Origin of the sequence: Candidatus Allofournierella merdipullorum (assembly GCF_048426865.1) — a bacterium.
Lineage (GTDB): Bacteria > Bacillota > Clostridia > Oscillospirales > Ruminococcaceae > Allofournierella_A > Allofournierella_A merdipullorum.
The window spans coordinates 1-21,856 of the sequence record NZ_DBFNWJ010000039.1 but is presented as its reverse complement, the minus strand read 5'-3'; the positions used below and the strand labels follow the sequence as shown (position 1 = coordinate 21,856).

Genomic DNA, 21,856 nt, shown 5'->3' with positions numbered 1-21,856 from the left:
CTTCCTCCAGCTTGTCCTCGGGGATGCAGGGGGGGTCCGCCACGGTGGTGCCGGGGATAAACACATCGGTGTTGTCGGGCAGCTCGGCGCTCATCAGGCCATGGCCGTATTCAAAATCCAGTTTCATTCGCGTTTCCTCCTCACAGGTCGTTTTTGAAGGTGACGAAGGTGCGCAGCGGCTCGCCGATCAGCGGGCGGCACCACTCCACAAAGGCTTCGGTCACGTCGTTGCCCCGCCGGTTGATGAACTCGTCGGGCATGGTGCGCTCGGTGAGCATGACCTGCTGGATGGGGATGCGGATGGGGCGCACGGCATACTCCGCGCCGGGCAGGCGCTCAAAGCCGATCATCACGCCGGTCTCGCCCTCCACGGCGGCTTTCACCGCCTCGGCGCCGGCGAGAATGGCTTCCTCCCGGTCTACCGAGGACTGGAAGGCAATGGAGGCCCGGCCGCAGATGCCGGGCTTTTCGCTGCGGGCCTTGACGCCCAGCTTCTTGATGACCAGATTGGCCAGATGGGCGCTCACGTCGCCGTAGTAGGTGGCGCGGCCCACCTGGAAGATGGGCTCCACGATGGGTTTGCCGTCGGGGCCGGTGAGGCCCTCGCTGGCCACCACCACAACGCCGCCCTTTTTCTCCACAAGGGCTTTCACATCCGCCAAAAACTCCTCCTCGATAAAGGGGCGCTCGGGCAGATAGATGAGGTCGGGGCCGTCGCCGTTGCCGCTGCGGGCCAGAGCGCTGGCGGCAGCGATCCAGCCGGCGTTGCGGCCCATGGCCTCCACCACGCTCACGTGGATGGGCAGGGCCCGCACGTCCTGGCTGACCTCGCTGACGGTGGCCGCGATGTAGCGCGCGGCGCTGCCGAAGCCGGGGGCGTGGTCGGTGACGGCGATGTCGTTGTCGATGGTCTTGGGAATGCCCACCACCTGCACGTCCACGCCCAGCTCCCGGCAGGCGTTGTACACCTTGCCGCAGGCGTCCATGCTGCCGTTGCCGCCATTGAAAAAGACGTATTTGATGTCGTTCTTTTCGATCACCCGGGCAATGGCCTGATAGTCCTCCGGCTCCAGATGGTCGCGGCTGGTGCCGATGGCGGAGGCGGGGGTGAAGGGCAGCAGCTCCAGCCGCTGCTCGTCCACGGTCTTCATGTCCAGGAACTGCTCCCGGATGACCGCGCCGCTGCCGCCGATGGCGGCATAGATCTTATCGATGCAGCCGTGTTTTTTCGCTTCTTTCACCGCGCCGTAGAGCGACGCGTTGATCACCGCCGTGGGCGCGCCGCCGTGGACGATCAGCATATTTGCCATGGTCGTTTTCCTCCTGCGGCGCCGCTCAGGCTTTGCCTTCCGAACCGGACAGCCGGATGATCTTCTTCACGTCCTCGCACAGGGCGTTGCTGGCGTACTGGGAGAGCTTCCAGGAGTGGCCCTGGTGGTCCAGCTCCCGCAGGGCCTCCTCATAGTGCTGCACGTACTTGTAGCGGATCTCGGTGCCGAAGTTGATCTTCGCCACGCCCAGGCCGATGGCCTCCTTCACGATGCTCTCGTCCATGCCGGTGCAGCCGTGGAGCACCAGGGGAATATCGGTGAACTTGCGCACCTCACGCAGGACTTCCAGCTTGATGTCCGGCTTGCCTTTATAGTAGCCGTGGGCGTTGCCGATGCCGATGGCCAGCGTGTCGGGGCTGCACAGCTCCAGGAAGCGGCGCACCTGCTCGGGGTCGGCCACGTTCTTGTTCTCCTGCACCACGCCGTTGTCCAGCCGCTGCAGCTCGCCGATCTCCGCCTCTACAGGCACGTCAAAGTATTTGGCAACATTCACAACGCTCTGGGTCAGCGCCGCATTCTCCTCGATGGGCTTGGTGGAGCCGTCGATCATCACCGAGGTGAAGCCCAGGCGCAGCGCCTCCATGCAGATGGGGAAACCGTCGCCGTGGTCCAGATGGATGGACACCGGCACCGACACCTTGTTCGCGCACCATTTGGCCACATTCACGAACCAGTCGTGGCCGGAGAAAGCGCCGGTGGAAACATAGTGGGCCAGGATCACCGGGGAGCGCAGCTCTTCCGCCGCTTTACAGATGCCCATGATAATGTCATAGTTGCCGCCCTGGGTATTGATCGCCGGGATGGCATATCCTTCTCGGCTGGCCTTTTTCAGTTGTTCCAGATTGTTCGTCAGCATATGTTTCGCTCCCTTGTTTTGTAAAATAGTGGTATCTGTGCGGCTGCTTGTACACTCGTGTGTATTTTGAGTATACCGTTTATTTCACGCTTCGTCAAGGGATTTTCAACATTTTATTTGTCTATGTTGACGAAGCGGGCGAAAACGGTATAATTGTAGTAGAAATGCCGTCTTGAAAGGAAGGACTCGCTTTGAGCCAGGTAAGGAACACCCCCACGCGAAAGGACGTTGCCGCGCTGGCGGGCGTGTCGGAGACCGTGGTCTCCTACGTGCTGAACAACAACCGGTATGTGGCCCAGGACAAGCGGGAGCGGGTGCTCGCCGCGGTGCGGGAGCTGCATTACCGCCCCAACACGGTGGCGCGCACCCTGAAGGGAAAAAAGAGCAACCATATCCTTTTCATCGCCGACAACATCTCCAACGAGCACTTTGGAAAGATCGTTGAGGAGATGGACAAGATCGCCTACGACAAGGGCTATCTCATCTCCCTTCTGGCCGACCGCAACGAGGAGGAGTTCGTTTCCCAGGTCAACAGCCGCCTTGTGGACGGCATCGTCATCAGCGCCACCGGCTTTGACGAAAAATACGTGCAGATGCTCATTGATTCCGGTGTGCCGGTGGTGCTGCTGATGAACCGGGAATACCCCAACATCGGCAACGAGGCCGTCCGCATCTACACCGGCCTGAACAAGGGCATCCGGGACTGCGTCAAGCTGCTGGAGAGCCGGGGCCGGCGGCATCTTTTGTACATCGACCGCATCAGCCGCCATGGTCGCTTCAGCAAAAAGGACGACCTTCGCTTCAGCGGTTTCTGTTCCCAGATGGAGGAAAGCGGCCTGCCCTTCAGCGCCGAGCGCTTTGTCACCGGCTGCACCAACGAGCGCGAACTTTTCGACGCCGTTTGCGCCCGGCTGAACAGCGGCCTTGAGGTGGACGGCATCGTTGGCCGAAACGACGACATGGCCTGCGTGGCCCTTTCCGCCGTTTTGGCCTGCGGGCGGCGGGTGCCCGAGGACATCTCGGTCATCGGGTTCGACAACTCCCGCATCAGCAACTACGTCACCCCGGCGCTCACCAGCATGGAACTGGACCGGCCGGCTATCGCCAAGGCCATCATCACCACGCTGGACGAGATGATCGCCGGCGGAAAGCCCTCCAACCAGACCTTCGACACCAAACTCATCGAGCGCCAGACCACCTGAACAAAAACCACACGCCCCTGTCATCCGCGAGCGATCGTGCTTGACAGGGGCTTTAAAATAGAATATAATTTTTTCAGATGACATACACTCGTGTTTATATTTCATTCCACACAGAATTTTCTTGGTTCGGAGGAATTTACTATGAAGAAAGCACTGAACGTCGGCTTTGTAGTGACGGTTTCCGGGCGCTGGCCCCGGGAGCTGCCGGAAAAGCGGCTGCAGGAATACGGCGACTGGGTGGAGAACAACCTGCTTCACACCCATGTGTTCCGCTTCCCTCGCCTGGTATGCACCCATGAGGATATGAATGAGTGCATCGCCTATTTCAGCGAGAATAAGGTGGACATGATCCTGCTGGTGTACGGCGCGTTCACCGGCGACGACATCGCCTGCGGCCTGGCGGACGCCTGCCGCTGCCCCATCGTGCTGTGGGCGCCCCGGGAGGAGAAATGGGAGCGTCAGGACCGTCTGTACGCCAACGCCCTGTGCTGCGCGGCCATGAACGGCGCCAGCCTCGTTCGTCTGCACGCGCCCCATCATGTGGTGTTCGGCAACAAGGAAGAGGAGCGGGTCAAGACCGAGCTGGAGAACCTGACCTCCGCCTACGCCGTCATCAAGAACCTGCAGGGCTTCACCTTCGGCCTGTTCGGCTATCGCCCCACCGCGTTCTACAACTGCGCCTTTGACGAGGTGACCATCCGCCGCACCTTCGGCATCAACTTTGAGGAGACCGACCTGAAGGTGGTCTTTGACGCCATGGCCGCCCTGCCCTGGAGCGAGGTGGAAGCGGAGATGGCCCGCGTGAGCGGCAAGTGGGACGTGACCGTCCTGCCCGACGGCCATCTGGAGAACCACGCCCGCCTGTATCTGGTGCTCAAAGAGCTGGTGAAGAAGCAGGGCTACGACTATTCCTCCATCAAGTGCTGGCCCGAGATGGGCAACCTGCACACCACCCCCTGCGCCGTGCTGGGCCGCCTGGCGGACGAGGGCGTGGGCATCTCCTGCGAGGGCGACATCGACGCCGGTCTCGCCGCCATCGTGCAGAACATGTTCTGCGGCCAGCCCGCCTTCATCACCGACCTGATCAACATCGACGAGGACGAGAACACCGTCACCTTCTGGCACTGCGGCAACGCCGCCCCCAGCCTGCACAACGAGGCTGACGGCGTGACCATGTGCAACCATCCCCTGGCCGGCCAGGGCACCGCGTTCTGGTGCTCGCTGAAGAGCGGCCCGGTGACCGCCGCCCGCTTCACCAACATCGACGGCCAGTACCGCCTGTTCCTGCTGCGGGGCGAGGCAGTGCCCACCCAGCGCAACACCCGCGGCGCCATGGTCAACGTCAAGGTCAAGACCCCCGTGCTGGAGCTGGTCCAGAAGATCGCCGAGAGCGGCATGAGCCACCACTACAGCGTGGTGTGGCAGGACGTGGCCGACAAGATGGTCGCCGTTGCCAAACTGCTGAACATCCCTGTCGTGGAGTTGTGAGGACCACGACCGGATCAAAAAAGGATCCCGAAGCTCAAAAGAGCTTCGGGATCCTTTTTATCTGCCGTTCAAACGTCCCGGATCTCAGGGGTCTTGCCCTCCGCTTCCCCGATCCATTGCAAAAGTTTTTGGCGGAGCTGCTGCTTCACTTCGGCGTAAGCCGGGTCCCCCACCAAATTGTTCAGCTCATAGGGGTCTTTTTTCAGATCGTAGAGGAAATCGTCCGCGTAGACGGGCGAATCCGCCGCGTTGCAGCCGTTGAGCCCCGGCGCGTAGACGGAATAGGCGTAGTCCGGGGTGCGGATGGCGCGGCCCACCCGGCTCTCGGAGATCTGGGCGAAGGCCTCGTTGCGCCGGTCGGGGCATTTGCCCTGCACCACGTCCGCCAGGTCTTCGCCGATCATGGCGTCGCCCACCTTCACCCCCGCCAGGCCCAGGATGGTCTTGGGCAGGCTGGCGGTGCTGACGATGTCGCGGAAATCGCCCTTCCCTTTGAAGGGTCCGCCGGCAATGACGAAGGGCACCCGCAGGCAGGCGTCGTGCATGGAGCGCTTGTAGTCGTCCATACCGTTCAGGTGTTCGTCCCGGTTGCGGGTCTTGAAGTGGCTGCCGTGGTCGGACACAAAGATGATGACCGTATTGTCGTAGAGGCCTTTCTCCTTGAGGCGGGCGATCATCCGGCCCAGGTTCTCGTCCAGCGAGGCCACCTGGCCCAGATAGTCCGGGTATTCCTCCCGGTAGTCGCCGCCCAGGGCTTCCAGGTCCCTGGGGGGCTGATAATCCTTGTACTTCTCCTTGGAGCCTTCGGGGCCCTCGTAGTGGCCCCGGTCGTTCTGGTGGTGGGGCTCGATGTGGGAGACGGTCATGAAGAAGGGCTTCTTGCCGTCGTACTGATCGAAGAACTTCAGGGCCATGTCGGTGATGCAGTCCGCCCGATAGCCCTTGAAATCGATGCGCTGATCGTTCTCGTCAAAGACATAGCCGTCGTAGCCGTGGCTGGTGAACTCCAGCACGTCCGACACCCGCCAGAAGCCGGTGTAGCCGCCTCGCAGCTCTTTGGGAACGGCGGTGCGGGAATGGTCGATCACCGAGGGCTTGCCGATCTCGCCCTCGCTGGCCAGATGCCATTTGCCGATGTAGGCGGTCTCGTAGCCCGCCTCCTCCATATATTCGCCCAGAGGCTTCACATCGGCGGGCAGCATGATCTTGTTGCGGTAACAGCCGGTCTCGGTGGGCCATTTCCCGCTCTGGAACAGCGCGCGGCAAGGCCCGCACACCGGCTGGGGCGTGAAGGCATATTCAAACCGGGTGCCCTCCCGGGCCAGCTGGTCCAGCCAGGGCGTCAGAGGAAGGCTCTGCCCGTAGCAGCCGCAGGTGTCCGCCCGCTGCTGGTCGGTAAAATAGAGCAGGATGTTCTGTTTCACGGTTCTCTCTCCTCTCACAAAAAAGCTGCCGCAGACCAATCTGCGGCAGCTTTTTTGTTCAAAACTTATCCCTTGACCGCGCCGGAGACCAAGCCCTTGATCATGTACTTCTGGAAGAAGAAGAACACGAAGATCATGGGGATGGCGCCCAGTGTAGAGGCCGCGTTGATCAGCTGCCAGTCACTGACTTCGCCCAGGTAGGTCAGTTTCAGGCCCTGAGACAGGGTCCACAGATCGGAGGAACGGATCAGCGTGATGGCGTGGAGGTAATCGTCCCACGTCTGCAGGAAGCTGTAAACGCCCACAGCCAGCAGGCCCGGCACCACCAGCGGCATCACGATCCGGAACAGCGTTTTAAAGCGGCCGCAGCCGTCCACCGAGGCGGACTCTTCCAGTTCTCTTGGTATGCCGTCGAAGAAGGACGCCATCAGAGATACCGCAAACGGTATCTGCGTTGCGCTGATGGCCAGCACCAGACCGATGCGGGTGTCGGTGAGGTTGATCTTGCGCATGATGGTATACAGAGAGATCAACCGGCTGATGACGGGCATCATCTGGGTGAAGGAGAAGGTGGCAAACAGCAGCACGTTCCACTTGAAGTGGAAGCGGCTCAGCGCGTAGCCCGCAAACAGCGACACAAAGCAGATGAACGCTGCCGACATGGCGGAGATAATGATGTTGTTCTTATAATAAGTAAGGAACTTGCCGTCCTTGATCAGCGAGATGTAGCCGTCAAAGTTGACATTCTCCGGCCAGAGGGTGGGGATCGCGCGGTAGGATTCAATGTTCGTCTTCAGAGATGTGGTCAGCATCCAGTAGACAGGGAACAAAAGGAAGAAGAAGATCGCGAAGATCGCCAGGTATTTCAGCGTGGTGCTGCCGAAGCGCAGCGTGTTGCGTTTCAGTTTCGGATTCATTGCTCACATCCCCTTTTAATCATCTTTCTTGCGGAAGATGGCGTTGAACACGAACACAACAACGACCATCAGCAGCAGCCAGACAGTGGTGACCGCGGCGCCGGAGCCGTAGTTATAGTTGACGAACGCCTCATCGTAGGAGAGGACCGCCAGCGTCGTTGTGGCCGACGCAGGGCCGCCGTTGGTCAGAGTGGCAAACAGCGGGTACTGCTTGAAGTTGTCGATGATGGACAGCGAAACAGTCACCGCGATGACGCTGCGCATAAAGGGGAAGATGATCTTGAACAGGCACTGGAGATAGTTCGCGCCGTCCAGCTTGGCGGCTTCCAGAATGTCTTCCGGAACGTTCTGCATGCCCGCCAGCAGCAGCAGGGTGATCAGCGGGATCTGCTTCCACAGCGCCACGATGATCACGCCCCAGATGGCGGTTTCCTGATTGTTCAGGATGCCGAAGCCGGTCACACGGCCATCGGTGACAACACTGATCACATACTGCAGCAAACCGTAGGGGTTGGCGTAGATCCAGGCCCACAGCAGGCCGGAAATGACAGTGGGGATGACCCAGGGGATCATCATCACACTGCGCAAGAAACGAGCGCCCCGGATGTTGCTGTTGAGCATCAGCGCCAGCGCCATTCCGATCACAAAGCTCAACGCGACCGTCACGAAAACGAACAGCAGCGTTACCTGGATGGAATCCTGCAGCTTCCCGGAAGACCACAGGCGGGTGTAGTTTGCGAAATTGTTCCACTCGCCGGGGATGTTCTGGGTCAGATTTGCGATCTTATAGGTGGTAAAACTCATTTTTACCGAGTCGATGATGGGAAACAGGATAAAGATGACGCAGCAGATGATCGCCGGGGTCAGCAGCAACAGAGAGAATGCAGCATCCTTCTGCCGCCGGCTCTTCAGCAGCGAAAAGGACTTTTTGGGGCCCGTCGCAACGCCATTTTTCGCGGTTTGCATATAGTCTCCACTCCTTGTATCTTAAAAAGGGGGTGGGTGACGGCCACCCACCCCCACGTTTATGCGTGCCGGGCAATTACTGGTTCATGTAGTACTCAGCCTGCGTGATGTAATCCGCGATGGTATCTTCCAGGGACATGCCATTGACACAGTAGTTCAAAGCCGCGGTGGCCAGCTCGGTCTGCACGCTGGACAGAGCAGCAGGCATGGACTGGTACACAGTGTTGTTGGCGCCCTTGGCAGCACCCTCCAGGATGGGAGAGATCTTGACGTCAGCCATGTTCTCGTGGGCGGGGAAGGCCAGGCCGATGGTGTTCAGGTACTCCTCCATCACCTCGTTGCTGGTGCAGTACTGGATGAACAGGTCGATGGCCTCCTTGTGGGAGTCTTCCAGGCCGGCGCCGAACAGGAAGGAGTGAGCGGAGATCAGGGACAGGCCCTTGCCGTTGGTGCCCATCTGAGTGGGCAGCGGAGCGGTTACAGTGAAGTTGGCGGCGTTGGGATCGACCTCGCCGATCTGGGCGTAGCCCCAGGACTGGTCGATGTACATGCACACATTGCCGGCGCCGAAGGCAGCGCGGTAGTCTTTCAGCTTCAGGTTCTCCTGAGTGTAGCCGTTGCCGATGAGGTATTTGCAGAAGTCCAGGGTCTCGGTCAGGGCGGTCTTGTTGGTGGCCTCGTTCAGATCGGCCAGGGTGCCGTCGTCATTGAACAGGGTGCCGCCGAAAGCGGTGTACAGGCCGTTCAGCGCCATGCCGGTGGCAGCCACCTCAGAGGTGGTCATACCAAAGATGGTGGACACATCGGTGCCCTTGTAGTAGTCAGCCAGGGTCTCGATCCAGGTCTTCAGATCGGCCTCGGTGGTGGGGAAGTTGTCCATGCTCAGGCCGGCAGCCTCGATCAGGTCCTTGTTGACGAAGATCAGCCAGTTGGTCATGTAGTGAGGCACACCGTAGATGCCGTCGTTGTACTGATAGGCAGACAGCACGTCGGGATAGTAGCCGGCGTAGAAGTCGGGGCTCAGCACGTTCTCAGGCTTGTCGATGAAGCCGGCGTCGGCCAGAGCGGGCACCCAGGAGATCTCACCATAGATCATGTCAGCGGTGAGGCCGGAAGCCAGGTCGTTGGTCAGGGTGGTCACCATGCTGTTGTAGTCCACAGAAATGGGCTCAACGGTGATCCAGTCATACTCCGCCTCAAAGTTGGCGATGGTCTCCTCCCACCAGTCGGCTTTGGCGGTCTCGGAAAGAGCGTAGTTGTAGAAGCGCAGGTTGACGGGCTCCTTTTCCTCGGTAGCCGAGGAGCCGGAAGCAGGTGCCGCGGGTTCGGAAGCAGGGGTGCTGGCGGGCGTACCGCCGCATGCCGCCAGCGACAGCGACATGGCGAATGCCAGAGCTAAAGCAAGCAACTTTTTCATTTCTGTTTCCTCCTAAAAATGTGTCGGTCTTTTTTGTAAAACGCGTGTGTCCCGGCCACGATAAGGCGCGATGAACGGAATCCCCTTTCCGTTCTACCGGAGCATACACACGTGTTTACATTTCCCTCTTTTAGCTTATTGTGAAATCAGCCTTTTGTCAAGCATTTTAGAGTATTTTGTCTGTTTTTTATATTAAAACAGAAATATTTTGTTCACAATGCCTATATATCGTGCTGTTTTCACCGTCCGTTGAATTCTCTCACCGCGTCAAAGGCGGCCATCAGGTTTTCCACAGGCGTTTTTGCCACTACGTTGTGGATAAAGTTGAACACATACCCTCCCCCGCGGGACAGGATCTCCAGGCGCTCCAACACCTGCTTGCGAACCTCTTCCGGCGTTCCGTAGGGCAGCGTCTGCTGCGTGTCCACTCCGCCGCCCCAGAAGGTGAGCTTGTCGCCGTATTTGTCCTTGAGCATTCGGGCGTCCATTCCCTTTGCAGAAAGCTGCACCGGATTAAGGGCGTCCACACCCATGTCGACAAAGTCATCCAGGAATCCGACGATGCTGCCGCAGCTGTGGTAAAACATTTTCCAACCGGTGTTCTGGTGCACCCATTGATTCACCTTGGCATAGTAGGGCTTGTAGAGTTCACGGAACAGTTCCGGGCGGATGAATTCACCGTTCTGCGTTCCGAAATCGGTGCCGCTGATCCACACCAGCTGGATGCGATCCCCCACTGCCTGGCGGTACATCTCCAGGTTCTTCAGCATCACATCGCTCTGAAGTTTGAAAACCTCCTCAATGTACTCCGGGTACAGGATGTGCGCCATCATCCAGTCTTCAATTCGGCGGATGCCCCGCGGCTGCTTTTCGTTTGGGGCAGGAATGTTGGCCACGTCGCCCAGACCGCATCCGCCCAGTGCGCCCAGCACGGCGCAGTCTGTGGAGTTGTAAAGGCGGTCCGCTTCGCGGCGGAGGTACTCGCAGTCCGCCTCGTTCAGCAGCGGGAAGGAGTCCTTGAAATCTTCCAGCGGGGTCAGGTTATCCTCGTCAAAATCCTGCGCCCGGTCCAGCGCATCGCATCAAAGAAAAAGCCGTTGGCCGGCATGCGCGCGCCCGGCCGTGCGGTGCGGTCACCCTGGGGATAGATCACCCAGGAGCCGTCCTCTTCCCTTCCATAGGCTACGTTGTCTCCAATCAGCACGGGCGTTCCGTCGCACATGGTGAGGGGCTGGGTCAGGTTATTGACGCCGTTTTTCATGTCTGCGGGGTTGAACAGGCCCACCACGTCTATGCCAAGTGCCTGGCGCACATCCTCTTCCACGAGCCCCAGCAGCTGGAACAGGCTGTATACAGGGATATCATGCTGCTCCAGCCCCAAAGCCGCCCGCAACTTGTAAAGCGTGCTGGCGCTGATGCCGCTCTGGTGACTGGCCCCCAAGTCGATGGGCACACGGTCCGGCTGGCGATGTTCCAGCGCCGCGATCACTCGTTCACGCGAATTCATAAAAATTCACCTTCCATCCTTTGCTGTTTCGTTTTTGTTGTTTCAAATCGCCTTTGTTTGCCTGTATTTTCCCGGAAACCGCCTTGTGTTTTCATGTAAACACGAGTGTATATTTTGTTATCAGTATATATTTTTCACACTATTGCGTCAAACACCTGCTTCACTTTCGGCATTTTAACAATTTTTCACCGGATGTATCTGTGCAATTAGACATTGTCATTCCGGGCGGTATTTGTGCATGCTTTTGCATTGTGACACAGCACAGCGGGCCCCCGGCCAGATTCGGCCGGGGGCCCGCTGCGTTTCGTTTGCTCATCGGCGCGTCCGTACGGCGTGCCGGTGGCTCAGTTTATCACTCCTCTTTGCGGCGGCGGATCACGATCACCACGATGATCGCTGCGCCGGCCAGAGCCGCCGCGATGACGGCCGGCAGGATCCAGCCGCCGGTTTCCGCCTCATCGGCGGCCGCCGGGGTCTCCCCTTCCGTTTCGCCCTCGGGCTGGGCGCTGGGCGCCGGGGTCTCGGCGGGCGCCTGGGTGGGTTCTGGCGTCGGCTCCTCGGTGGGCTCCGCCGTGGGTCCCGGCGTTGCCGTTGCTACCGGGCGCGCCGTTGCCAGAGGCTTCGGCGTGGGGGCCGGCGTGGGCACAGGCGTGGGCGTCGGCGTGGGATCGGGCGCGGGCGCTTCCGTGGGCGCCGGGGTGGGGGCCGCGGTGGGTTCAGGGGTGGGATCCGGCTCGGGGATCACCGCGCCTGCCATTGTCTCCATGGCCTTTTCCAGCTCGCCGCAGGCGGCTGTGAGGGTCTCTGCCGTCGCCGCGGGATCGGCCAGGGCCTGCCGCGCGGTCTCGACCGCTGCCCGCAGCGCATCCACCGCGCTCTGGGGGTAGTTGCCCGGCTGGTCGCCCACCACGGCGGCGTCCGCCTGCGCTGTGGCCGCGTCGATGGTCTTGGTCAGTTTTTCCTTGGCGGCCAGAAGGGCTTCGTCCTTGATGACCGCGTTCTCAAAGTCGGCCAGCGCCTGTTTCAGCGCCTCGGTCTCCGCCGTCAGCTGCTCCGGGGTGCGGTCTTCGCTGTCCAGCAGGGCCTGGGCTTTGTCGATCGCGGCTTTCATCGCGTCGATGGCCTCCTGGGGATAGTTGCCCGGCTGATCGCCGGGGACCGCGCTGTCCAGGGCGCTTTGGGCTTCGGCCAGCGCGTTCTTCAGCGCCAGTTCCTCCGGCGTGGCGTCCGCTTCCACCGTAACGGTGACTGTGGGGGCCAGCGCGTCGGTGTTCAAAATCCAGTCGGGCAGCACCAGCGCGCCGGTGAACACATAGTCGCCCGCAACGCTGCCGTCAAAGGTCTCGCAGGTCCAGCCGCCGGCATCCACGCTCTGGCTGGTCCCGTCGCTCAGCACCACCGTGACCTGGGCCGGGAAGGCGATCTGGTCCGCCGTTGTGCCCAGGGCCACCCGCAGCTGCGCTTCGGGTTTGATCTCGGCGATCTCCTGCATGCGCTTGAGCCCGTAGAGCGCGTCCGCCAGGCTTGCGTACAGGGCGTCTACCTCCGCCTGCTTGTCCGCCGTGGGCACATTCGCCAGAAGCTCCTGTGCCTGGGCGCGCAGCGGCTCAAAGACCGCCCAGGTGGAGGGGCTGAAGCTCTCCTGTTTCTGCTGGCTCGCAACGAGCATCAGGCTGTACAGCGCGCTGACGTCCGCCTTGGGCTCTTCCGGTTCGGTCACGCTGCCGCCGGTGTAGATCTCCGCTTTTTTGAAGGAGACGCAGCCGTTGGAGCTGCCGCCCTGGCTGCTGGCCTTGTTCAGGACCCGCACTTTCAGCACGTGGTCGCCCTCTCCCAGGACGTCGGTGTCAAAGACCAGACGGTCGATGTCCTTGTCTGCCGTGGCCGGATCGCCCTGGGACCAGAAGTCCACCTCCTGCTCCGGGCCGCCGTCCACCGAGATCATGGCCAGGCCGTGTTTCTGGTCGGTGGTGGCATAGAGCTTCAGCTGGCTGCCGGTAAATGCGATGGAGTAGAAGTCGTTCTCGGTGCGGGCGGGGTTCGCCTTCTGGGAGTATACGCCGTCCCGCTGCTCGTCCGCTTCCTTGCCGGGCATTCTCCAGGCGGTTCCGGAGGCCGCGCCGGTCTTGGCCACGTCGGTATGGGTCGCGGTGCCCACGGTGTTCTGGGCCCAGAAATACACCTTGTTCTTCTCCGCCGGGTCGTCGGTGCGGTCGGTGTAGGCGATGGTGGCGGTCAGCTCAGAGGGCTGCTCCGCCGACTGCTCCAGGCCGGCCAGGGCCTGTTTCAGTTCCTCCAGCGCCGCCTCCAGTTCCTGCTGCGCCGCGTCGGGCCGCATCAGCAGCTGGTCCGCCTGCTCCAGTTCCGTCTGCAGGGCGGCCACGCTGTCCTGGGTGTAGCCGCTCAGATCCATGGCACGGATCTCCTGCACCAGCAGGCGCAGGTCGGTCTTGTAGTAGGCGCTCATGGTGGTGAACACGTCGGCGCCCACCACGGCCACGCTGGCGTTGGTGGGGTTGCCGCCGGATTTTCCTGTCACGTACACCGTGATGTTATGGGTCACCGACGGGTCGAGGCCGGTGAGGTCGATCATGGTGAAGTCTTCCGCCTTTTCCGACCAGGTGTTCACCTCGTTGCGCTGGCCGTTGTCCATCGTCCATTCCAGAATGCCGTTGTTGGCGTTTCTTCTGGAGTACAGCCGGACGGCCACGCCCTCAAAGTTGAGGGAGATATAGTCGCCGGGCAGACGGGACTTGTTGGCGTAGATGTTGCCGTCCGACGCCTGCCACACATTCGCGTTCTGGGACCAGGGATAGAAGGTGTGCAGGTTGGTGGGGGTGTCGGTGGTGTTGTCGTAGCTGATGTGGATGATCTCCGGGCGGATGCTCTTCAGCAGGTCTTCCAGACCGCGCAAGGCGTTCCGCAGCTGCAGATCTGTCGCGTTGGCGTCGTCGTACACCATCTGCGCGTAGGCCACCGCGTTCTGCAGCGCCACCGCATGCTCGTAGGGATAGAGAGACAGATCCAGCGCATTGGCCTGGTCGATCAGCGCCTTCAGCTCTTCCTTGCTCACCACGTCCGGCGCGGGCGCGGAGGGCAGGCCGTCCTTCTGAGGCACTTCGTTGCCGGTGTAGGGCTGCACATCCACCGTGATGGAGGAGGTCAGGTCGGTCTTGCCGTCGAACACCTTCACGCCGTCCACCGCGATGGGCGCGGCGCCGCTGGCGGTGATGACGACGGTGTGTTCGCCGTATTCCAGCGTTTCGGTCTCGATCATGTTCTGGAAGCCGATGGAGCCGTATTTGTCCTCACCGGTCTTGCAGTTCATGGTGCCGGCGGGCTGGCCGTCCACCGTCACGCTGGCGGAGCCGTATTTCCAGGCGTCCCGGGCATAGACCATGGCCTTGGTGCCCTCAAAGGTGATGGTGACGGAATCGCCTTTCTGAGAAGACTCCATGAAGTCGCCTTCATAAGAAGAGGTGGCGGGGGTGCCCAGCTTGGCGTCGCTCTCGTTTTTCTTCGCCCAGCCGCCGTTGTATTCGAAGCAGGCGGCGTCCTGGTTGTACAGTTTGCCCACGTCCACAGCGGCTTCCACCACCGCGGGGCCGGTCGCGCCGTAGGCGGGCCGGAAGTAGAAGCCCACCAGGCCGTCCATCATGTGCAGCGTAGGCCCGTAGATCAGCTCGCCCTGGCCCTGGGTCAGGCTGAGCTCCACCAGTTCCTCGCCGTAATACACCCGCTGGCCGTTGGAGTCCACCAGCTCGCCGATGATGTAAGCCATATCGCCGCCGTCGGCCCAGATGTTCTGGTTCTCCACAGCGGTGCCGCCCCAGCGGTCGAAGTGGTCGGAGTCGTACAGATTGGAGGTGACGTTGTGCAGGATCATCTGCTCCGGCGCGATGTCGTAGCCGGAGGGATAGAGCACATCCTCGCCCACCTGTTTGCCGTCGGCGTCATAGGCGACGGCAAACAGGGTCTTGTCCGCGCTCCAGACGATGTTGTCCCACTTGAAGATGCCCTGCCAGAGCTTGGTGTTCCCGCTGTTCAGATAGTTGGGCTCGATGCGGCCCATGGACTCGTCGCCCACGAACAGCTCCACCTGGGCCGCGTTGGACGCGACGTACACGGTGGGGTCGGAATCTTCCTTCCACTCGGTGATGAGTTCCACCACGTTGCCCACCAGGGCGGGGTCGGCCTGGGAGCGGAAGAAGTCGTTCTGCCAATAGGCCTGCAGCGGGTCCTTCAGCACGCCGTAGGTGCCGGCGCAGCGCCAGATGCCGATGTTCTTGCCGTATTTGCCCTCGTTGTTGGGGGTGAGGTAGCCGGTCATGTCCCACTTGATGAAGCCGTCGATGGTGTCATCGGACATGAATTTCGCCTGGCGCAGCGCGTCGGTCAGGAACTGGTCCAGCTTGCGGTCCTCGCTGTCGCCCGGGATCACAAAGGATTCGCCCAGCCATGTGTTCCACTCGCCCACGATGTAGGGCTGCCACTTGGGATTCTGTTTGCCCGCCGTGCTGTAATCGTGTCTGTTGTACACGTCGGTGACAAAGGTGTTGTTGTGGTTCTCCTCCTGGCAGGTCAGGCGGCTGGAATCCAGTTCTTTTGCCATTTCCTGCAGTGCCTTGCGCTCCGCCAGAGGATAGCCCTCTTCCGTCCATTCGTTGGGAATGATGCTCCACAGGATGATGGAGGGATGGTTGCGGTCCCGCAGGATCATCTGCTCCACCGAGTATTTGTGCTGCGGACGGTTGGGGGTATCGTTCCAGGCCAGGGCCTCTTCCTCCACCAGCAGGCCGATCTCGTCGCAGGCGGCCAGGAAGTCCGGGTCGTTCTGGTAGTGTGCGGTGCGCACAAAGTTCATGCCCAGATCGTAGCGGATGGTGTAGGCGTCCTTCGCCTGCAGCTTGCCCGTTCCGGCGTTGCCCACATAGGGGAACTGCATGTGCTTGTTGATGCCGTAGAGCACGATGGGCTCATCGTTCAGCAGGATCTGCTCGTCCTCCGGGTTGTTTACGCCCTTGTTCTCTCCTGAGTGGCCGGTGGTGCCCACCCAGCGCAGGCCGGTGCGGGTGGACACTTCGTCCAGGCCCAGCCCGTTGGCGATCACCGTGGTCTTAACGGTGTAGAGATAGGGGGTGTCAGGGGTCCAGAGGAGGGGATTTTTCACCTCCTGCTTTGTGTCCAGCGTCACCGTCTCGCCGGAGGGCACGGTGACGGGCGTGTCGGTGGAGGCCACTTCGGCGCCGTCGGGGTCCAGCAAAATGGTGCGGACCACCGCCTCCATGGGCTCGGAGTAGAAGTTGGTCACCTGCACCTGCCCCACCAGATCCACCGGGTCACCGGCCTGATAGGTCTGCTCCGAATTGGTGCCGGTCTGTTTCTGGGTGTAATAATACACGTCCTCCAGATACAGGCTGTCGGTGACGGTCATCGTGGCGTCGCCGTGCAGGCCGCCGAAGAAGTGGAAGTCCTTGCTGTTGCCGGGGGGCAGCTCCTTGTGCGCGGTGCTGTCCACCTGAACGGCGATGACGTTGTCCACTTCGCCGAAGGTCACGTAGTCGGTGATGTCGAACTCAAAGTGGGTGAAGGTGCCGGTGGCGCTGCCCACAAAGACGCCGTTGACGTAGATTTTGTTGATCTGGCCGCCGCCGTCAAAATAGACGGACACCCGGTCCCCGTCCCAGGATTCCGGCAGCGTGAAATGCCGCCGGTACCAGGTGACCTTTTCCCACTGGCTGGTCTCGTTTTCGAACAGATCCAGCTCGGTCTGCATATGAGGCAGCGAGACCGTCTGCGCGCTGCTCTCATCGTAGCTGATCTCCTTGGCGGCAGGGTCGTCGTGGTCGATGAACAGCCAGTTCGGGTTCAGGTCCATCTCCCGCCGTTCATTGACTCCCGCCGGCGCGGTGACGCCCAGCACAACGGGTTTCTGCTGTGCCGTTTCGTCCTGCGCCCATGCCGTCATGGGCATGAGCAAAGACAGCGAAAGGGCTGCGGCAAGCGCCGCAGACAAGATGCGTTTCATACGATTCCTCCTCCTGTTCTTTTTCGTTTTGCGATATGCCCGTTACGTCCCCCCTTCCCGGGCTTATACACTCGAGTGTATCAAAGACAATTTGTAAAGCTCTTCGTCGGCGTTCCCTTTTTCGAAGGGATAATTGGGGACGAAGAGCCTCTATTTCTTACAATATTATCATATTTACATCACATTGTAAACATTTTTTTACATCGACCACTTTTGACAAACCCGTACAACAAAAGCAGCGGCAGCCCGAAGGGCCCACCGCTGCTCTTTTATTTCCCGGTCTATGCTTTGCTTCCGGCCAGCAGCTCCTCGAACCCGCGCTCCATGGCCCGTTTGGCTGCTGCGCTATAAGATAACGAATGCCGGGTTGCCTTAAGAATGATTTTTTGTCCTGGTCTCATTTCATCTTGCCGCAAAACGCCGCGCGGCCTGTTCCAGATCACGGATGTGGCGGCCGAAAAACTCGCGGTGCGCCTCGCAGAAGTAGTTTTTCGCCTCGCCGCCGGGGCCGGCCACACGGTCCCGGGGGCAGCCGTTCCTGCACAGCGCATACCAGGGGCAGCGCCGGCATTCCTCCGGCACCGGGAGGCTCTGCTCCACGAACCGCAGGTCTTTTCTTTTCGCGTCCAGCTGGGCAAAGTCCTCCGTCAGGATGTTGCCCAGCTTCCACTGGTCAAGACAGTAAAAATCGCAGGGATAAACGCTGCCGTCCGCCTCCAGCACATACTGCACCGAGCACTGCCCCCGCATGCTGCAGCTTTCGGGCGGATAGCCCAGCAGAATGGAGATCCAGTTGTTGAAATGCCGTATGGAAACATACCGGCCCCGGTCCAGGTCCTCTTTCCACAGGCAGAACAGCCGGTGGAGAAATTTCGCATATTCCCTGGGGGCCAGGGAGTAGTCCTGCCGGCCTCTGGCCGCGCCCAGCGGGTCCATGCAGGGAATGTACTGCTGGTACATTATCCCTTTTTCCGCGAAGAACCGATAGGTCTGCTCGATGTTCCGCGCCAGCTGCTTTGTCACCACTGTCAGCGCGTTGCACTCCACTCCCGCGGCCAGCATCCGCTCCAGGTTTTCCGTCACCCGGGCGTGGGAGGCGGTGCCGTCCGCCCGGGGACGCAGCAGGTCATGCACCTGCGCGGTGCCGTCCAGCGAAACGCCCACCAGAAAGTGGTTCTGGGCAAAAAAGTCGATCCATTCATCATCCAGCGCCAGCCCGTTGGTCTGGAACGCATAGGACACAGGCACCCCGCGTGTATTTTCTTTGTCCACCGTCTCCACAAAGAACCGGAAGAACTCCAGCCCTGCCAGGGTCGGCTCGCCGCCCTGGAACATGAAGCTGCACATATCCTCCGCATGGGCCAACGCTTTTTGGATCGCGGCCTCGGCGGTCTTTCGGGTCATGATCCCTCTTTGCCCCTGCTCGCGGCAGGCCGCTTCGTCTGCGTAAAAGCAGTATCTGCACCGCATATTGCATCCCGCGGATGCGGGTTTGATCATAATGCTCACCGGCGGCATGGATGCGCCTCCTTTTCTTCCCCGCCCTTCCGGAACGGCGTGACAATAGCATAGCATGTTTTTTCGCGGTTTCCAAGGATGTTCTTTTTCACGCCCGGCCTTCCCGGAAGGTCCGCGGCGTCATGCCTGTGGTTTTTTTGAAGGAGGTGGAAAAATTGCTCTCGTTGCCGAAGCCGCAGCAGCGGGCGATCTCCTTTAGAGGCATCGAGGTGAATTTCAGCAGGTACTTTGCCTTGTTCACCCGGGCGTGCACGATGTACTCGTGGGGAGAATTGCCGGTCTCCCGCTTGAACAGCCGCGAAAAATAGAACGGGCTCATGGCCGCGTTCCGGGCCAGCTCGCTCAGCGGCAGCGGCTCGCCGATGTGTTCCGTGATATAACTCAGCGTCTCGTCCACCACATCCGTCGCCCGGTTCTGGCCCTTCGTCCGCTCCTGCGCCAGCATGAACGCCGTGAGGGCGTCCACGATGCGCCGGGACACCTCCGCCTCGTTCACGCTGCCCGGCTTCTGAAAGGCCTCAAAAATGCGCCGCAGCTGCCGCGCGCACATATCCGCGTCCGCCGGCCGCAGCAGCGGCCCGCCCGCGGCGCAAAGCTCGTAATACCGGCGGGCCAGCCCGCCGTCAAAGTGCAGCCAGTAGATCTCCCAGCTATCGTCGGTGCCGTAGTGCTGCGGCTGATAGCAATCCACCAGCACGAACTCCCCTGCGCCCACTTCCAGCCGCTGGGCGCCGTCGTAAACATACCCCTTTCCCGCCACCACATAGCTCAGCAGGAAGCTGTCGTAGCGGCCGCGGTCCACCTCATATCCCTTCGCTCAGTAAAAATGCCCGGTGCACAGCGGAAAGAAAAAGATCTCCCGCGCCAGCGCGCTGCAGGTGTGGAAATAAATTTTTGAAGGAGGAAGGATCTCCTTGCTCACAACGTCCATCTTGCCGTTCCTCTCAAGAGCAATAATTCAAACTTGCTTATTAGATAATACTATTCTCATCCGTCTTCGCCAAACCAAAAGGGCAAGATTTAACAATAAAACGGCAATCCGGGAGAATGACATCTCCCGAGGGCGTTGCTATAATAACGGAAAATCGGTCTTTGTGCGAATTGGGCCGAAAATATCAGATTTATACGGAGGATCACCATGGAACACATCAGCGTGCAGGACCGTCAGATCCTGCGTCAACTGGCTCAAAAGCAGCTTGCGTTCGCCAACAGCCCCCGGAACGATGAGATCCTGAAGCAGTGGGACGCCCTGGCCAACGGCCGTAGGGAGAACCCCACCGTGCGTCTTCTGTTCTCCAACTTCCCGAACGAGGTCGTTTATCCGCGGATGCGCTGCGAAGGCGCCCGCGCGCGGGAACTGGAAGAGATGCTGCTGAGCACGATGGTCGGCCGGGAACTGTTCGACGACGACACCCCCATCTCCCCCACCTTTGATATCCGCTGGAAGACCTGGGTGCACCCCTTCGGCACCCAGCCCCACATCACCAAGGCGGACGGCGAAGGCGCCATGGGCTTCCACATCGACCCCATCATCGACGATCTGGCCGAGGGCATGGATCTTCTGCGGGGCGGCAGCTTCGGCGTGGACCGCCAGGCCACCGCGGAGCTGGAAGAGGCCGCGAACGAGGCCTTTGGCGACATCCTGCCGGTGCGCAAGGTGATGCCCAGCCTGACCGGCATGATGACCAACCCCCTGGTGCATCTGATGGGCATGGAGAACTACTACCTCTCCATGTACGATTACCCGGATGAGCTGCACGAGGCGATGGACATGGCCACCACCGTATATGAGCAGTACTACGATTTTCTGGAGAACGAGGGCCTGCTGCTGCCCACCAACGGCATCAGCCCCATCAATCAGGAGAGCTTTGCCTTCACCTCCGAGCTGCCCACCGAAAACGTGACCAAGACCACCCAGTGCTGGGGCTTTTTGGAGTCGCAGGAGACCACTGCGGTCTCTCCCGACGTGTTCGGCGAGTTCGTCTTCCCCTATCAGGACCGGCTGGCAAAGCGCTTCGGTCTGCTGAGCTACGGCTGCTGTGAGCGTGTGGACGCCACCTGGCCGGACTATCTCTCCAAGTGGAAGAACCTGCGCAAGCTGTCCGTCTCCCCCTTCAACAACGAGCAGCAGGTGGGCGAGTATCTGCGGGGCACCAACGTGGTGTACTACAGCAAGCCCCGGGCCGAGTACGTCACCAATCATGGTCCTCTGGATGAAGAGGCCCTGCGGGCCTACTTCAAGGGCGTGTGCGAGGCTGCCAGCGGCTGCCTGTTCGAGATGGCCCAGCGCGAGGTGGGCACCATCTTCGGCGACTTCGAGCGCGGCCGCCGCTATGTGCAGATCGCCCGGGAGTGCATCGCCGAGTACTGGAAGCCCTGAACTCTCTTCCCTGAAAATGCTGAAAAGACCACCCGCTCGGGTGGCCTTTTGCGCGCTTTCAGACGAGGCCGTTACGAAAACCTGTCGGAGCAGGTTTTTTTAAGCCGCGAGTCCCTGCGCGCTGAACCGGAGCGCAGGGGGGCGAATAGCGAAGCCGCCCCGCAGGGGGAAGGGCAACAAAAAAGCGAGCACCGTTTGGTGCTCGCTTTTTCTGGTGCACTTCCAGGGACTCGAACCCTGGGCCCGCTGATTAAGAGTCAGCTGCTCTACCAACTGAGCTAGAAGTGCATATCATGGTGACCCGTGGGAGAATCGAACTCCCGTTTGCGGCGTGAGAGGCCGCCGTCTTGACCGCTTGACCAACGGGCCATGATGGCTGGAACGCTCTATTATTATAAGCGCTGGCGCGGCATTTGTCAAGACTTTTTTCAAAACATCTGCCGCGCCGTTGCGCGATAATAATCAAAGAGAAAGCCGGCGCCTACCTATTTTCCCAGGTCGTCTCCAACCAAGTATCTTCGGCACTACGGAGCTTAACTACTGTGTTCGGAATGGGAACAGGTGGGACCTCCGCGTAATCGGCACCGGCCGTATGCGTAAGCATTCGGCTTAGCATATCTCTTTTGAGGGATGCACCCTCAAAACTGAACAATAACTGCGACTGGCATTTAGGAGTACCTTGCAAGATTTGGGTCAAGCCCTCGACCTATTAGTACGTGCCAGCTGAACGCGTCACCGCGCTTACACTTCACGCCTATCAACCTTGTAGTCTTCAAGGGGTCTTACCTGATTGACTCAGTGGGATATCTTATCTTTGGGCCG

At 60.4% G+C, this 21,856-nt stretch carries 14 protein-coding genes, 2 tRNA genes and 2 rRNA genes; 3 read left to right on the top strand and 15 right to left on the bottom strand.

All coding sequences use genetic code 11. The annotated features are described in order from the left end of the window. Nucleotides 1-140: 140 nt before the first annotated feature. Nucleotides 141-1,310 (bottom strand): diphosphate--fructose-6-phosphate 1-phosphotransferase, encoded by a 1,170-nt coding sequence (locus ACMNAY_RS06890; protein ID WP_418718898.1) that lies wholly within the window; start codon nucleotides 1,308-1,310, stop codon nucleotides 141-143. A gap of 25 nt (nucleotides 1,311-1,335) precedes the next feature. Beyond that, complete coding sequence (locus ACMNAY_RS06885; protein ID WP_394967971.1) at nucleotides 1,336-2,187, bottom strand: class II fructose-bisphosphate aldolase; 852 nt, start codon at nucleotides 2,185-2,187, stop codon at nucleotides 1,336-1,338. A gap of 191 nt (nucleotides 2,188-2,378) precedes the next feature. Here ACMNAY_RS06885 and ACMNAY_RS06880 point away from each other — a divergent pair, with 191 nt between their 5' ends. Then, the gene (locus ACMNAY_RS06880; protein ID WP_418718897.1) at nucleotides 2,379-3,389 is read left to right on the top strand and encodes a LacI family DNA-binding transcriptional regulator; all 1,011 of its coding nucleotides are present in this window, start codon (nucleotides 2,379-2,381) and stop codon (nucleotides 3,387-3,389) included. 141 nt (nucleotides 3,390-3,530) lie between these two features. Continuing rightward, on the top strand, nucleotides 3,531-4,877 hold the full coding sequence (locus ACMNAY_RS06875; protein ID WP_418718896.1) for an L-fucose/L-arabinose isomerase family protein: 1,347 nt from the start codon (nucleotides 3,531-3,533) through the stop codon (nucleotides 4,875-4,877). A gap of 68 nt (nucleotides 4,878-4,945) precedes the next feature. On the opposite strand, the gene ACMNAY_RS06870 is transcribed toward ACMNAY_RS06875, so the two are convergent. From ACMNAY_RS06870 to ACMNAY_RS06830, 9 genes are all read right to left on the bottom strand, one after another. Continuing rightward, entirely contained in the window at nucleotides 4,946-6,301 is a 1,356-nt protein-coding gene (locus tag ACMNAY_RS06870; protein WP_418718895.1) for a sulfatase-like hydrolase/transferase, read from the bottom strand. Nucleotides 6,302-6,366: 65 nt separating this feature from the next. Next, complete coding sequence (locus ACMNAY_RS06865; RefSeq protein WP_394976258.1) at nucleotides 6,367-7,218, bottom strand: carbohydrate ABC transporter permease; 852 nt, start codon at nucleotides 7,216-7,218, stop codon at nucleotides 6,367-6,369. Between the two features lie 15 nt (nucleotides 7,219-7,233). Then, nucleotides 7,234-8,184, bottom strand: coding sequence for a carbohydrate ABC transporter permease (locus ACMNAY_RS06860; protein WP_394976259.1), 951 nt, complete (start codon nucleotides 8,182-8,184; stop codon nucleotides 7,234-7,236). A 76-nt stretch (nucleotides 8,185-8,260) separates the two neighbouring features. After that, the gene (locus ACMNAY_RS06855; protein WP_418718894.1) at nucleotides 8,261-9,601 is read right to left on the bottom strand and encodes an ABC transporter substrate-binding protein; all 1,341 of its coding nucleotides are present in this window, start codon (nucleotides 9,599-9,601) and stop codon (nucleotides 8,261-8,263) included. 239 nt (nucleotides 9,602-9,840) lie between these two features. Next, nucleotides 9,841-10,533, bottom strand: coding sequence for a uroporphyrinogen decarboxylase family protein (locus ACMNAY_RS06850; RefSeq protein ID WP_418718893.1), 693 nt, complete (start codon nucleotides 10,531-10,533; stop codon nucleotides 9,841-9,843). Nucleotides 10,534-10,637: 104 nt separating this feature from the next. Next, a complete protein-coding gene (locus ACMNAY_RS06845; RefSeq protein WP_418718892.1) occupies nucleotides 10,638-11,108 on the bottom strand; it encodes a hypothetical protein in 471 nt (156 codons plus the stop codon). Nucleotides 11,109-11,460: 352 nt separating this feature from the next. Further along, nucleotides 11,461-17,136 carry a glycoside hydrolase family 2 TIM barrel-domain containing protein gene (locus ACMNAY_RS06840; RefSeq protein WP_418718891.1) on the bottom strand — a complete coding sequence of 1,892 codons (5,676 nt, stop codon included), beginning with the start codon at nucleotides 17,134-17,136 and terminating at the stop codon, nucleotides 11,461-11,463. A 402-nt stretch (nucleotides 17,137-17,538) separates the two neighbouring features. Continuing rightward, the gene (locus tag ACMNAY_RS06835; protein WP_394977993.1) at nucleotides 17,539-18,636 is read right to left on the bottom strand and encodes an anaerobic sulfatase maturase; all 1,098 of its coding nucleotides are present in this window, start codon (nucleotides 18,634-18,636) and stop codon (nucleotides 17,539-17,541) included. A gap of 106 nt (nucleotides 18,637-18,742) precedes the next feature. Next, nucleotides 18,743-19,456, bottom strand: coding sequence for a helix-turn-helix domain-containing protein (locus ACMNAY_RS06830; RefSeq protein ID WP_418718890.1), 714 nt, complete (start codon nucleotides 19,454-19,456; stop codon nucleotides 18,743-18,745). Between the two features lie 336 nt (nucleotides 19,457-19,792). On the opposite strand from ACMNAY_RS06830, the gene ACMNAY_RS06825 reads away from it, so the two are divergent. Further along, nucleotides 19,793-21,034, top strand: a complete 1,242-nt coding sequence (locus ACMNAY_RS06825; RefSeq protein ID WP_418718889.1) for a hypothetical protein — start codon at nucleotides 19,793-19,795, stop codon at nucleotides 21,032-21,034. A 212-nt stretch (nucleotides 21,035-21,246) separates the two neighbouring features. On the opposite strand, the gene ACMNAY_RS06820 is transcribed toward ACMNAY_RS06825, so the two are convergent. The 4 genes from ACMNAY_RS06820 to ACMNAY_RS06805 all read right to left on the bottom strand — a co-directional run. Continuing rightward, a tRNA-Lys gene (locus tag ACMNAY_RS06820) sits at nucleotides 21,247-21,322 on the bottom strand. A gap of 6 nt (nucleotides 21,323-21,328) precedes the next feature. Beyond that, nucleotides 21,329-21,403: transfer RNA gene (locus ACMNAY_RS06815), tRNA-Glu, on the bottom strand. Between the two features lie 103 nt (nucleotides 21,404-21,506). Then, nucleotides 21,507-21,623, bottom strand: a 5S ribosomal RNA gene (gene rrf, locus ACMNAY_RS06810). Between the two features lie 100 nt (nucleotides 21,624-21,723). Beyond that, nucleotides 21,724-21,856 (bottom strand): 23S ribosomal RNA (locus tag ACMNAY_RS06805); the annotation flags it as partial.

Excerpts from the sequence above, each read along its gene's own strand:
- ACMNAY_RS06825 (WP_418718889.1), top strand. The coding sequence starts at position 19,793 with ATGGAACACATCAGCGTGCAGGACCGTCAGATCCTGCGTCAACTGGCT.
- ACMNAY_RS06845 (WP_418718892.1), bottom strand. The coding sequence starts at position 11,108 with ATGAATTCGCGTGAACGAGTGATCGCGGCGCTGGAACATCGCCAGCCG.
- ACMNAY_RS06840 (WP_418718891.1), bottom strand. The coding sequence starts at position 17,136 with ATGAAACGCATCTTGTCTGCGGCGCTTGCCGCAGCCCTTTCGCTGTCT.
- ACMNAY_RS06890 (WP_418718898.1), bottom strand. The coding sequence starts at position 1,310 with ATGGCAAATATGCTGATCGTCCACGGCGGCGCGCCCACGGCGGTGATC.
- ACMNAY_RS06860 (WP_394976259.1), bottom strand. The coding sequence starts at position 8,184 with ATGCAAACCGCGAAAAATGGCGTTGCGACGGGCCCCAAAAAGTCCTTT.
- ACMNAY_RS06855 (WP_418718894.1), bottom strand. The coding sequence starts at position 9,601 with ATGAAAAAGTTGCTTGCTTTAGCTCTGGCATTCGCCATGTCGCTGTCG.
- ACMNAY_RS06865 (WP_394976258.1), bottom strand. The coding sequence starts at position 7,218 with ATGAATCCGAAACTGAAACGCAACACGCTGCGCTTCGGCAGCACCACG.
- ACMNAY_RS06875 (WP_418718896.1), top strand. The coding sequence starts at position 3,531 with ATGAAGAAAGCACTGAACGTCGGCTTTGTAGTGACGGTTTCCGGGCGC.
- ACMNAY_RS06885 (WP_394967971.1), bottom strand. The coding sequence starts at position 2,187 with ATGCTGACGAACAATCTGGAACAACTGAAAAAGGCCAGCCGAGAAGGA.
- ACMNAY_RS06835 (WP_394977993.1), bottom strand. The coding sequence starts at position 18,636 with ATGATCAAACCCGCATCCGCGGGATGCAATATGCGGTGCAGATACTGC.